The organism is Psychrobacter sp. Sarcosine-02u-2 (assembly GCF_002836335.1).
GTDB lineage: Bacteria > Pseudomonadota > Gammaproteobacteria > Pseudomonadales > Moraxellaceae > Psychrobacter > Psychrobacter faecalis.
In genome coordinates, this window is sequence record NZ_PJBX01000166.1 from 16,853 (window position 1) to 29,651 (window position 12,799).

At 43.3% G+C, this 12,799-nt stretch carries 10 protein-coding genes and 1 pseudogene; 8 read left to right on the forward strand and 3 right to left on the reverse strand.

The genetic code is table 11. The features are described from left to right. The first annotated feature begins 321 nt into the window (after nt 1-321). From CXF58_RS08875 to CXF58_RS08885, 3 genes are all read left to right on the forward strand, one after another. Nucleotides 322-1,428, forward strand: coding sequence for an AI-2E family transporter (locus tag CXF58_RS08875; protein ID WP_102077248.1), 1,107 nt, complete (start codon nt 322-324; stop codon nt 1,426-1,428). Between the two features lie 217 nt (nt 1,429-1,645). Further along, on the forward strand, nt 1,646-2,449 hold the full coding sequence (gene hda / locus CXF58_RS08880) for a DnaA regulatory inactivator Hda (protein ID WP_068407080.1): 804 nt from the start codon (nt 1,646-1,648) through the stop codon (nt 2,447-2,449). Nucleotides 2,450-2,544: 95 nt separating this feature from the next. Then, nucleotides 2,545-3,243 carry a DUF2057 family protein gene (locus CXF58_RS08885; RefSeq protein ID WP_102077249.1) on the forward strand — a complete coding sequence of 233 codons (699 nt, stop codon included), beginning with the start codon at nt 2,545-2,547 and terminating at the stop codon, nt 3,241-3,243. A gap of 159 nt (nt 3,244-3,402) precedes the next feature. On the opposite strand, the gene CXF58_RS08890 is transcribed toward CXF58_RS08885, so the two are convergent. Continuing rightward, nucleotides 3,403-3,891, reverse strand: a complete 489-nt coding sequence (locus CXF58_RS08890; RefSeq protein WP_102077250.1) for a Dps family protein — start codon at nt 3,889-3,891, stop codon at nt 3,403-3,405. 380 nt (nt 3,892-4,271) lie between these two features. Further along, nucleotides 4,272-4,937 carry a YcxB family protein gene (locus CXF58_RS08895; RefSeq protein ID WP_068407072.1) on the reverse strand — a complete coding sequence of 222 codons (666 nt, stop codon included), beginning with the start codon at nt 4,935-4,937 and terminating at the stop codon, nt 4,272-4,274. A 533-nt stretch (nt 4,938-5,470) separates the two neighbouring features. Here CXF58_RS08895 and serS point away from each other — a divergent pair. From serS to CXF58_RS08910, 3 genes are all read left to right on the forward strand, one after another. Next, nucleotides 5,471-6,757, forward strand: a complete 1,287-nt coding sequence (gene serS / locus CXF58_RS08900; RefSeq protein ID WP_102077251.1) for a serine--tRNA ligase — start codon at nt 5,471-5,473, stop codon at nt 6,755-6,757. A 279-nt stretch (nt 6,758-7,036) separates the two neighbouring features. Continuing rightward, the gene (tkt, locus tag CXF58_RS08905; protein WP_102077252.1) at nt 7,037-9,034 is read left to right on the forward strand and encodes a transketolase; all 1,998 of its coding nucleotides are present in this window, start codon (nt 7,037-7,039) and stop codon (nt 9,032-9,034) included. A 314-nt stretch (nt 9,035-9,348) separates the two neighbouring features. Beyond that, nucleotides 9,349-9,555, forward strand: coding sequence for a hypothetical protein (locus CXF58_RS08910; protein WP_102077253.1), 207 nt, complete (start codon nt 9,349-9,351; stop codon nt 9,553-9,555). Nucleotides 9,556-9,562: 7 nt separating this feature from the next. Here CXF58_RS08910 and CXF58_RS08915 read toward each other — a convergent pair. Next, nucleotides 9,563-10,844 (reverse strand): annotated as a pseudogene (locus CXF58_RS08915) (IS256 family transposase). 169 nt (nt 10,845-11,013) lie between these two features. On the opposite strand from CXF58_RS08915, the gene CXF58_RS08920 reads away from it, so the two are divergent. Continuing rightward, a complete protein-coding gene (locus tag CXF58_RS08920) occupies nt 11,014-11,424 on the forward strand; it encodes a cation efflux protein, CzcI-like (protein WP_197707698.1) in 411 nt (136 codons plus the stop codon). Between the two features lie 48 nt (nt 11,425-11,472). After that, nucleotides 11,473-12,798 carry a TolC family protein gene (locus tag CXF58_RS08925; RefSeq protein WP_102077254.1) on the forward strand — a complete coding sequence of 442 codons (1,326 nt, stop codon included), beginning with the start codon at nt 11,473-11,475 and terminating at the stop codon, nt 12,796-12,798. Nucleotide 12,799 lies beyond the last annotated feature (1 nt).

Consider the following 12,799-nt stretch of genomic DNA (forward strand, 5'->3'; position numbering starts at 1 on the left):
CGGTCGTGTTAATTTTGCAGATAGTGCGCGCATTATACCCAAAAATGACCCTTAGCCGCAAAGCAACTTACCAATATTTGGCGGATATTTGCAGAAGAGAGCTAATAAAGCTGTCTTAGGTACAATAAAAAATTAAGAAACAAAAAATGACTGATTTTTTGTTCGACTCTGCGATAATAGAACGCCAAAGTCGTTGGCAAAACCTACGACGATGACGCTGCTAATGACCATGACAAATATAAAGCCGCTGAAGACATATTTCAGTGAACAAACCATTAGACGCCAGAATTTTACATAGACTTAATCGTAGGGTTACCCTTAATGATAAACCAACCAATAGATCCCTTTTTTCGGCGCTTATTTATCGTCGTTGCGATTGTTATAGCGGTATTCTTATTGTATTTGATGATGCCGGTTATCGTGCCGTTTGTCGTGGCTTTTGTACTGGCTTATTTATTTAATCCACTGGTTAAGCGTTTATCAAAATATATCAAGCGTTGGATAGCCATTATCATCGTTTATTCGACGATTACGCTTGGTATGGTGCTGCTGCTTTGGTGGTTAATACCGACTTTATGGCATCAACTGCAAGCGGCGTGGGAATATCTACCCAAAGTATTAAATTGGTATAACCAAGTTGTACGTGAGTGGTTTATCAATAACAGCCGTATTCGTCTGCCAGAACTCGAAGCCAAAGGCTTTTCTGATACTTTGGTTGATTATATGCAGACCAATTATAAATTCGCTGATGCCAGCAGCATGATGAGCCAAATTTTGGTCTCTAGTATGAATTTTATTAATAATACTGGCTTGATTGTACTGGTGCCGATTTTAACCTTTTATTTCCTATTTAATTGGGATCAGCGTCTGCATACTTGGAAAATGGCAATTCCAGCGCCTTATTGCAAAAAGGTGGTTGCCATTGCTAAAGAATGCGATCAAGCCTTGATGGCATTTATTAAAGGTCAATTATTGGTCATGGTATTATTAGGCGTCATTTATGCTGTACAGCTCCAGCTTATTGGGCTTGAGCTTGGTTTGATTATTGGTATGGTGGCTGGTATCGCAAGCTTCGTACCGTATTTAGGCTTTGGTATCGGCTTTATCGCCGCGATTATCGCCTCTTTATTCCAATTTGGTTTAGACTGGACTTATCTAGCCTTAGTGGTTGGCGCGTTTTTGGTCGGACAAGCGGCAGAGGGTTATATTTTACAACCGTTATTGTTGGGCGACAAAATCGGTTTATCGCCGTTATGGGTTATTTTTGCCGTATTGGCAGGGGCAAGCTTATTAGGTTTCGTCGGTATGCTGATTGCGCTACCGGTGTCCGCTGTGCTTAATGTCTTATTCCGTCATTTATACGCCTATTATCAATCGACTGACTTTTATAAAGGCCGTAAACAATTGGCGTTATTCGAAGAAAAATAAATCGCCCAGACATTCTATGAATAATGATAGATTGGGCTTAATGGGTAAAAGACTTGTCAGTCATTTTGCAAATATGTTATATATAGGCGCAGTATTAACGGTATTTACCGTTATTAGGTTGGCTTTGCTAAATGTGAAAGTTAGCAAAGCCAGTTTACAGAATATTAGTCGTTTAGCCTTTTTAGTGATTGCGCTACGCAAACCGAGTTGATGATTCATGGCAGAAGCACAGCTAAGTCTCAATCTGGACATTAAGCATGATGCGAGTCTCAGCGACTTTGCCGGTCCAGGTTGGATGTCTATTATCGATGCAGTGCGGCAGCTACATGTCGGCCTGATAGGTCAGCTGTACCTATTTGGCAGCCCAGAGACGGGCAAGTCGCACTTATTATCCGCCATCTGTGAGTCGTTTATCGAGATGGACAAATCCGCGATTTGTCTGTCATTAAATGAGCTGATTCATACCGATGTCAATGTTCTATCTTCTTTAGAAAATTTTTCCTTGATTGCGATTGATGATTTAGAAGTGCTTGAGCAAAGCAGCCAATGGCAAGAAGCCTTATTTCACCTAATTAATCGTAGCCGAGAAGGACAACGGCAGCTGATTTTTGCCTCCAACAAACCTGCGACCGAATTACCGTTTCAGTTAACAGATCTCCTCACCCGTTTGGCGCAGTCACCAAGCTTTAAAGTGCCAACCGGTCATGATTTGGCAGACCGTCAAGCTTTGCTACAATCTATCTTACGCCGCCGCGGTTGGCAGTTTGATGAGCGTATTATCAATCATTTACTCACCGAAGGGCCGCATCGTATCGGCGCTATGATGGACGTCCTAAATTACATTCAGCCGATGTTTTCTAACCTTGGTCGTAGTAATATATCCAAAGCGGTCATTAGCGATGCGCTGCGCACGATTGATGAGCAGACGCTCGCCGCCGAGCTTGCTGATATCGCCCAAGAAACGCAAGGTGACAATGAGGTCGCTAATCAAGATCAACATACCATGCCGCTCGACTTTTAACCTTTCGTTTTTTGACCTTTAGCTTTTAATAATTAGTTTTTAATGTTCATAGACACGCCCTTTATACCGCTACTTTACTATCCTTGGAATAACTTATGAAACCAAACGCTTCTTTGCTAAAAAAACTGACTGTTGGCTCCTTATTAATTGCTGCAGGCTCAGTATCGATGTTATCGCACGCGGCAGTGACCTTGCTTGTTGATGACCATATCAAAGTGACCGCTATCAATGGGCAAGAAATCCAGCAAAGCCCGTTTCAGCCGCTGACGAAGTCGTTTACCTTAGAGCCTGGTCAGCATGCGATTACCGCTAAATATGATCGTTTATATAACTTGCGCCGTGATGAGCACGATTATTTGCGCTCGGGTAATGTGAGTGTGACGGCAGAATTAAAAGATAATCAGACCTATCGTCTCGTTATGCCAAATCAGCCAGAAAAATATGAAGCAGCAAGAGAGTATGCCAAGCGTCCAACCCTAGCGGTGCAACAGAATAATACGGTAGTTGCCAGTCAGCAAGCTTTGGAAGGCAGCCAAGGTGGTTTGCTATCAGGTTTGGGTAAAACATTGGGTGGTGTATTTGGCGGCGCAAATGATGCTGAGCTACAAAACCAACGTGCCATTGCTGCGTTAGGTCAACCTACTGCCAGCACTGTCAATACAGGTGCTGTGACCACAGTTCAGCAAACGACAAGCGCTGCTGCCTCTACCAGTACTTTAGATCAGTTTATGCAACTTTGGTTACAAGCAACGCCAGCAGAGCGTGAAAAAATACGCCAGTGGATTCAGAAGTAGAATAGGTTCAGCTATTGAAAGAGCTTAACGTTTATCGATTTTTAGCAAAGCGAACACAAAAAAAGCACCTAAATTAGGTGCTTTTTCCTTACTTACTATCTATTCAGTTAATAAACGAATTGAGTGATAAATGGTTTTATGTATTTATCTGTTTAGCCGTTATTTAGCCAAAAAAGCGTTATACATCCAAACCAGCTTTTCTTGTTGTTGTACATACTCATCAACTAAATCGGCTGTACCTTGGTCTTCAGCTCGTTCTGCCAATGCTGACACTTCGCGTTGCTCTTCAATCAGCGCTTGTAGGCCAGTCACCACACCTTGCACACAAGCATTACCGTCTTTAACGTTTTTATCTTCTTGAATGTTGGTATGTTGACTAAAGTCGCTATAAGCATGCAGTGGCGTGCCACCCAAGGTTAAGATACGCTCAGCGATTTCATCAATTTCTACTTGCAAATTGGTATATAGCTCTTCGAACTGTGGGTGCAAGGTGAAGAAATGCTCACCTTTTACGTTCCAGTGATAACCACGTACGTTGATATAAAACATATGATAGCTTGATAATAAGTCGTTTAACTTATCAATCACTTCGCTCATATCTGCTTTTTCTAGACCGATTTGGTTGGTTGCATTATTAGTATTACTCATAATATTATCCTTATAGTTTGAGTGTTGATTTAAGAGATTGGTTATTTTTATAAACTTAGACTTAATCATCTAAGGCAAATGTAGAAGTCTAAGAGTGTAGCAAGTCATATCCTGCATTGCTATGCTCGTTATATATCTTCTACAGGTTTTTAGGTATCTATACCTTGTCTGTTTATGCTTATTATAATAGCAAAGATACTATGATAAGTTAAATTCAATTAATCTAAGTCTGTGATTGATTTGATAGAATTATAAAGTCACAATATCCACGCTATTCATACTATTTTATAAAGCCAACACCTATACAAGTTTAATGCTGAATTATAAAAAACGACTAACCACAGCACTCTAAAAGCCACTTCTTAATTTAAAAGTCACTTTTATAGTTTTGCAGGTGGCTGTAAGTTTTCAGGGTTTAAGCCTTTAACGGCAATGACTTCTTGTAGGTGCTGACGTACGGTATCGATTGGGAATTTTTGCGCTTGTAAACGCTTAGGAATGATTTGGCTGCCCTGTTGACCTTTTAGCTCAAACATCATGAAGATGTAGTCATCGGTTTCATCCCAGCTTTTGACGGCGCTCCAAGGAATAACCGCTTGCTGAGTGCTACCAGCACGCATCTGCATACCGCGCATCTGATTGCTATTAAACATGTCAGGCTGATTGACTGGCATTGCCATGACTAAACCATGCTTTTGCACGCCCAATTTCATCTGACGCATCTCATCAGGCATTTCTTGGTCAGCAACTTGTTTTTCAAACTCTTTTTTGACATACCATTTAAAGCCAAGGGTACGTACCAATAGATAAATGACCACCGCCGCTAGCATAAGCCAAAAGATAATGGTCGAATAACCAGTTAAAAAAACCAAGCCCGCGATGGCTAATATGACGACGACTGCCATAATAATCCACTCTTTCATCTTAATACTCGACAGACCAAACGACGGGCTGGCACTGGCAAATAGCTCATATTGGGCTTGATGAAATTCGGCCTCGGTTAGGTTTAAGGCGACAGGTTGAAGCGTGTAGGGGTACAGGGCCATAAAGGTTTCTCAGATACGTATTTTAAAAGCGTGGGATGAAAAGCGCCAAAGCGAGGCTGCGATGCCATACTTAGCGATGCTTGGCGGAAAGTAGAATAAAGATATGCGCTTATCTTACCGAAAACTGCTCTTAAATGAAACATATAAGCGGGTCTGTCGACCAATAGCTCGGTTATTTTTCAGATAGCATCCTTATTTATACTAAGGTCAATGAGAGAACTTGATGTATAAGAGCATGATGTGACTTTTATTATTTGTTATTTAACCCATAAAGCTTGTGCAAAGAAAGTGCTAGACTGTGGCAAAATATAGCCAAAACATGGTCAAATCTGCTCGGTATTGGTATGATAGTGACTATTATTTATTATTCAGATTGACGTGGCCTTATGGCAAAGCTTTATAGTGGTTTTATAAGGCTTTGCGCGCTATTCTTTGTTTTATCTCATTTATGGCTAGTGATATCTAAGCACTATACTTGGCTACTATTTTCCCTTTTTATTTCTTACTCACTTTTGGCGCTACAGGCAACTATTATGATTGACCCAAAACTCTTACGCGGTGATTTAACGGATTTACAACAGCAGCTGGCCACGCGTGGTTATGCGCTTGATATGGCGTTTTGGCAAAGTATCGAAAACGAACGTAAGTCTTTGCAAGTCAAAACCGAAGAGCTGCAATCGCGTCGTAATGCCGGTGCTAAGCAAGTGGGTGCGCTAAAAAAATCGGGCGCAGATGCCAGCGAACTGTTGGCTGAGATGCAAAGTGTCAGCGGTGAGATTAAGACAGCTGAAGATGAGCTGCGTACCTTGCAAGAGCGTATTAGCCAAGCGGCCATGCAAGTCCCAAATATCCCAGCCGCCGATGTGCCAGTCGGGACATCAGAAGATGATAACGTCGAAGTGCGCAAATGGGGAACGCCGCGCGCGTTTGATTTTGAGATTCAAGACCATACTCATATCGGTGAGACGCTAGGTATGCTTGATTTCGAAGCCGCTGCAAAGCTGACTGGTAGCCGTTTTAACGTCTTAAAAGGTCAGCTTGCGCAACTGCATCGTGCCTTGATTCAGTTTATGCTCAATACCCATACCATCAAGTACGGCTATACTGAAACCTACGTGCCTTATATTGTGAACGCTGAGAGTTTAAAAGGTACGGGTCAATTGCCGAAGTTTGAAGATGATTTGTTTAAATTGACCAATCATACCAATAACGAAGGTACAGATTTTTATCTGATTCCAACGGCCGAAGTGCCCATGACCAACTTGGTGCGCGGTGAGCGTTTGGATATCAAAGAGCTGCCGTTAAAATTTACCGCCCATACGCCATGTTTCCGTAGTGAAGCGGGCTCGCATGGTCGCGATACCCGTGGTCTAATCCGTCAGCATCAGTTTGAAAAAGTTGAGATGGTCAATATCGCTACCGCTGAGCAATCAGATGACTTACTTGAGGCGATGACGGCACAAGCTGAGTACATTTTGCAGCAGTTGAATCTGCCGTACCGTGTGGTCAAACTATGTACTGGCGATATGGGCTTTGCCGCTCAAAAAACTTATGACATCGAAGTGTGGTTGCCAAGCCAAGATACTTATCGTGAAATCTCAAGCTGCTCAAACTGTGGCGACTTCCAAGCTCGCCGTATGGGCACGCGCGTTAAAGATGGCAAGCAAACCAGCCTAGCGCATACGCTAAATGGTTCAGGTTTGGCAGTCGGTCGTACGTTATTGGCAGTGATGGAAAATCATCAAAATGCTGATGGTAGTATCACCATTCCTGAAGTATTGCGTCCGTTCATGGGCGGAGTTGAAACCATTTTAGCTTAATGATTTAGTTTTTTATCTAAACTGCGGGTTGGTTGCTGACTCGCGGTTTTTTCATACGTATTGGTTTAATAAAACTGATACGAATGATTGTTAAATACAAACGCTTCTGTCAGCGCATTTTTAGATTGCCAGATGGCAAATATGTTAATATTGCATGTGATTTTATAGTCTATCTTTTGATGACATCCATTGTATTTTTGTCGTATTTCTGATGGATTGCCCTCTGAGTAACCCTTTCTCTTATGCTCCATACTTTTCATTCGAATATTAGGACACTCTATGCCGACCCCAATTAATGAACGCAAACTTGCCAATGCCATCCGTGTACTGTCGTTCGACGCGGTTCAAAAAGCCAATTCTGGACACCCAGGCGCGCCGATGGGCATGGCTGATATTGCCGAAGTATTGTGGCGCAAATTTTTAAAGCACAATCCTGCTGACCCGCAATGGCACAACCGCGATCGCTTTGTACTATCAAACGGTCATGGCTCGATGCTCATTTATTCCTTGCTGCATTTATCAGGCTATGATGTCAGCGTTGATGATTTAAAAGGCTTTCGTCAGCTGCACTCAAAAACTCCAGGCCATCCTGAACTTGGCTATACGCCAGGGATTGAAACCACAACGGGTCCACTAGGTCAGGGTATTGCCAACGCCGTTGGTTTTGCGATTGCAGAAAAAACCTTAGCAGCGCAGTTCAACCGTGACGGCCATAACATCGTCGACCATCATACGTATGCATTTCTAGGTGATGGCTGTTTGATGGAAGGTATCAGCCATGAAGTTTGCTCATTGGCTGGCACGTTAGGTTTGGGCAAATTGGTCTTTTTCTATGATGACAATGGTATCTCAATCGATGGCGATGTCGAAGGCTGGTTCACTGATGATACGCAAGCGCGTTTCGAAGCTTATGGCTGGCAAGTGATTAAAGTTGACGGTCATGATACCGATGAGATTACCAAAGCCACTGAGCAAGCCATTGCTGAGACCGCTAAGCCAAGCTTAATTATTTGTAAAACGACGATTGGTGCGGGTAGCCCGAACAAGCAAGGCTTAGCCGCCAGCCATGGTGCGCCGCTTGGTGATGATGAAATCGTCTTGACCCGTGACGCTTTAGCATGGACTCATGCGCCGTTTGAATTAGATGATGAAATCTATGAAGCGTGGGATGCTAAAGCTAAAGGCGACGTACAGCAAAAGAACTGGGATGCGGACTTTGAAGCCTATAAAAAAGCCTATCCAGAATTGGCAAGCGAGCTACTACGCCGCTTAAACGGTGAATTGCCAGCGGATTTTGAAAGCCAAGCACAAGCCTATATTCAGCAAACGCAAGAGCAGGGCGGTGATGTTGCCAGTCGTAAAGCCAGTCAAAATGCGATCAATACCTTACAGCCGTTACTACCAGAATTGTTGGGCGGTTCAGCGGATCTGGCAGGTTCAAACCTTACGCTATTTAAAGGCGCGAAAGGCATCGAAAAAGATGCTGATGGCAACTATATCTATTATGGCGTGCGCGAGTTTGGTATGACCGCGATTGCCAATGGTATCGCGTTGCATGGCGGCTTTATCCCTTACGTGGCAACCTTCCTGATGTTTATGGAATACGCGCGTAATGCGGTACGTATGGGCGCACTCATGAAGCAGCGCGTGATTCATGTTTATACTCATGACTCTATCGGTCTGGGTGAAGATGGCCCGACGCATCAGCCAGTTGAGCAATTAACGAGCTTACGTACCACACCAAATCTACGCACATGGCGTCCGTGTGATGCGACCGAATCGGCCAGCGCTTGGGTTGAAGCGATTAAGTCTGAACACAATCCATCAGCACTTATCTTTAGCCGTCAAAGCTTGCCACATCAAGCACGTGATAGTGAGCAAGTCGCTAACATCGCTAAAGGTGGCTATGTGTTAGCGAAAGAGGAAGGTGAGCTACAAGCGATTATCATCGCGACAGGTTCGGAAGTTGGTCTTGCTATGCAAGCGCACGCAACATTGAGCGCAAATGGCGTTGGCGTCCGTGTCGTCTCTATGCCATGTGCCGAGATTTTCGTAGAGCAAGATGCTAGCTACCGTGACGCTGTATTGCCAGCTAATATCCGTGCTCGCGTCGCTGTAGAAGCCGCGCATGTCGATTACTGGTATAAGTTTGTCGGTCTAGATGGCAAAGTCATTGGTATGACGACTTATGGTGAATCCGCGCCAGCTGAGGAGCTATATCAAGAGTTTGGTATTACTACGGAAGCGGTGGTTGATGCAGTAAATAGTTTGGTGTAATAAACCTAACTTAGTTAGCGTTTAAACAAGAAAGAGCTACTAGAGAAATCTGGTGGCTCTTTTTTTTGTGATTAACTTTTGGTTTTGAAATATTATAAAAGCCCTGTAAATAGATTGCTGGGTAGGTTAGTGTCGAAACATAATGCACCATGAGTCGTTAAATGGTAACGCAAAGTTCGACCAGCCGCTCTATAACCAAGCTTGATGTGTTGTTTTATAGTTGACCGTTGTTAGTGTTATATCTGGTTCGCTAATTTAAAGGGAGCTTAAGGGCATGTAGCCGTTTTGTACTGGCACGTTGATTAATAGACAAGGTGCGTCAAAAAGAGCTGGATAAAGTAGACAAGCAGCGTCAAAAAGAACAGGATAAAATTGATAAGAAGATTCAAGCAATGATAGACGATATCAACCAAAAGGCGATAAAAAAGCAAGAAAAAATAGATACTAAAATTCAGAAAAGAAGAAATAAAATAGATAAGACTGGTATAGCAGAAGAGGAGACCATCCCAGATTCTGTGTAACTGCCCTTTAGATTAAATGCCTGCTAATACGATCATCAAACATAATCATAAAGCGATTTAAAGCAGACGTCCAGTTACGAATCGGCATCGACCACCTTGACGATGCCTGCTGGGTTGCTAGGTAGACTACCTTGAATGCTGCCTGATCAGACGGGAACACCTTACGTTTATTCACCGCTGTCCGAATCACGCTGTTTAAAGACTCAATAGCATTGGTGGTATAGATGGCTTTTCTGATATCTTTCGGATACTCAAAGAACACCGTTAAGCCCTCCCAGTTATTGCGCCAAGACTTGATGACATGCGGGTACTCTTTGCCCCATACTTCATCAAAGTGCTCAAGGTTGGCCTCTGCCATCTCAAGGGTATCAGCACCGTAGATGGCCTTTAAATCAGCTGCTACGGCCTTCTTGTCCGTCCAAGGTACGAACTTCATCGAATAGCGCACCATATGCACGATACACAGCTGAACCTGAGCGTTAGGGTAGACCGTATTGATGGCATCAGGGAAGCCTTTTAGGCCGTCTACACAGGCAATAAGAATATCTTGAACCCCGCGGTTTTGTAATTCAGTGAGAACGCCTAGCCAGAATTTAGCGCCCTCGTTCTCTGATAGCCACATACCAAGCAGCTCTTTTTTACCATCAAGAGCAACGCCTAAGGCCAGATAGATCGCCTTGTTGATGATCTGCTTATCTTGACGTACTTTGACGACAATGCAGTCTAAGTAGACGATAGGATAAACACTGCTCAGCGGCCGGTTCTGCCAAGCGGTGATGTCGTCTAAGATATTATCGGTGACTCTTGAAACTAAGCTACTGGAGATATCGACATCGTAGAGCTCTTTAATGCTCTCTACAATCTCGGTAGTGGTTTGACCTTTGGCGTATGAGCGAGGATCAGCAAGTGTCTGGGAGACACTTGCCCGAAGCGCAAGACGTAAGGCTATGCCTGTAGTGAAATATGATCTTGTCATCAAGGCCACTAATACGACTTTGATGCTTACTGACAAGTACAGGCTCAAAGCTACTGTCGCGGTCTCTTGGGGTAGAGATCTCAAGATCGCCGCTATCACTGCGGACGGTCTTTTTAGTGTGCCCATTGCGCTTATTAGGCTTGTCTGCTTTCTCATGCTTAGGATAGCCAAGATGCTCTTCCATCTCAGCTTCAAGGGCAGTATCAATAAAAGATTGCATGAGCTGCTTTTGAAAGTCTTTGATGTCATCGAAGCTTTTCATGCTGCTGGCCATTTGCTCAGCCAGTTTCTTGATATCAGATTGAGTAGTCATTGCTTATTCTCCTGTTAGTGGATTATAAGCAGTTACACAAAGTTTGGGAAATTCTCATGGAAAATTGCCTTTTGAGTTTGAAGCAATGTACAATGATAAGATTAACCCGTTAGGTCAGGTGGCCTAACTTAAATAAAAAGTCTCCGACAAACCCGGTACGGTTCAGATGATGCGTTCTACTACATGGATTACAGTCTTGGTTGGATTGTTCATGTTCCAAAGCTTTTGGAATGTGGCGGCGGCCTTTTGTGTCCATGAACAACAGCCTCAATCACAGCAGAGTTATCATTTTGGTCATCACCAAAATACCTTGTGTGCCAGCGATAGTCGTCAACACGATCATAATGGACAGTCAGAAAACATAAAAACATTCAGTAGCGATTTAGAAATCGGTGAAGATCATCAAGATCATCTACCATCGATGATGCATTTGATTGTACAAAATGAAAAAGTAGATGTGTTTCATCCAAGCTCTGAAGTTAAAGTGAATCCACAATTTCATTGGAAAAACAGCTATCAGGCTCCTGACCTGTTTCAACAAAGCCCACCTCCCGAATTTTCCCCGCTCATGGTGGGGTAGCCTAAAACATTCCCACCACTTTTATTATTTAAATAAGTGGGAAAAATCATGTCTTCACAATCAATTATACTCTTGCGTCATAGCTTGGTTGCTTGTATATGTGCAGCGGCTATGCAATATAGCTATGCTGAAAACGTTACCAGCTTTGAATCCGCTTTAGCAAAAGTACAAAGTTACCAGACTCAAGACAAGCCGTGGCAACAAGTTCAGCAAATATCTGAATTGAATATTCAGCAAAGTCGGTTATGGCAGAATCCAAGTATAAGTTTAGAACAGTCTGGCTTTGGCTCAGGTCAAGAACAGGAATTCAATGTTGGCGTTAGTCAACCTCTAGATCTATTTGGTCAGCGTAAGCTGAACCGGGTGATTGCCAATACCTCGAATCAACAAATCCAATTGCAACAGCAATTATGGAAGGCACAAAGCCAACTGATTGTTAAATTTGCATGGTCGCAATTTGCACTTGCTGAGGTTGAGCAGTCTGCTTATTCAGTACAGTTAAAAACAAGTAAAGCCAATCTGGACAGTGCCCAGAAACGCTATCAGGCAGGCAGTATTGCCCTGGTTGATTTTGAGCGTGCCCAAATTGAAGCGCTAGAAATCCAACGACTTTATCAGCAAGCGATGCTGAATAAACAAGCTGCCGGTCGTCAGCTGTCTAATTTGTGGGGGGGAGAAACATCTTCACATCTTCAATTGAATAAAACCGCTATCCCTTGGCCAGAGCAAAGTCTCCAAACTGTGCAACGGTATATTGCTGAAGGGTGGCTAGAAAAATTCTATGCCTTGAACATTCAGCAATCGGATCATCAAATTGAAAATTTAAGAATTCAGGCACGTCCCAATCCGACTTTAAATGTAGGCATGAAACGTAGCAAAACCCCTAATGAAAGCAACGATACGACTTTAGCAATCGGCGTGGCTATTCCACTGAATATTTTCAATCGCCAGCAATATGCGATCCCGATGGTCCAGCAACAGCAAATATTGCTGAACCAACAGCAGCAGCGTGAGCTGAAGCAACAAATACTCGATATTGCCAACAGCAGGCATCAGCTCAAAGGTTTACGTAGCCAGTTCGATGCCACAACAGCACAAGTTACTTTGGCGACCAAAGTTCAGAGCCGTACTTTACTAGGGTTTCAGGCAGGGAAACTGTCCATTACCGACGTTCAGCAAGCAACCACCCAACTGCAGAATCTTCGATTGGGTCAATTACAAACTCTACGTCAAGCTTGGCAAACTGCCCTAGCAGCTGAGGCACTCAGTATTGGCACAAGTTATGAAGAAATTAGCCGTTCGGATGCCTATACACAACTGAATAAAAAGGCAGTCGAAGCATCGCAAAATTTAATCAATGGGGGAGCACGATAAA

Excerpts from the sequence above, each read along its gene's own strand:
- CXF58_RS08875 (WP_102077248.1), top strand. The coding sequence starts at position 322 with ATGATAAACCAACCAATAGATCCCTTTTTTCGGCGCTTATTTATCGTC.
- hda (WP_068407080.1), top strand. The coding sequence starts at position 1,646 with ATGGCAGAAGCACAGCTAAGTCTCAATCTGGACATTAAGCATGATGCG.
- CXF58_RS08885 (WP_102077249.1), top strand. The coding sequence starts at position 2,545 with ATGAAACCAAACGCTTCTTTGCTAAAAAAACTGACTGTTGGCTCCTTA.
- CXF58_RS08890 (WP_102077250.1), bottom strand. The coding sequence starts at position 3,891 with ATGAGTAATACTAATAATGCAACCAACCAAATCGGTCTAGAAAAAGCA.
- CXF58_RS08895 (WP_068407072.1), bottom strand. The coding sequence starts at position 4,937 with ATGGCCCTGTACCCCTACACGCTTCAACCTGTCGCCTTAAACCTAACC.
- serS (WP_102077251.1), top strand. The coding sequence starts at position 5,471 with ATGATTGACCCAAAACTCTTACGCGGTGATTTAACGGATTTACAACAG.
- tkt (WP_102077252.1), top strand. The coding sequence starts at position 7,037 with ATGCCGACCCCAATTAATGAACGCAAACTTGCCAATGCCATCCGTGTA.
- CXF58_RS08920 (WP_197707698.1), top strand. The coding sequence starts at position 11,014 with ATGCGTTCTACTACATGGATTACAGTCTTGGTTGGATTGTTCATGTTC.
- CXF58_RS08925 (WP_102077254.1), top strand. The coding sequence starts at position 11,473 with ATGTCTTCACAATCAATTATACTCTTGCGTCATAGCTTGGTTGCTTGT.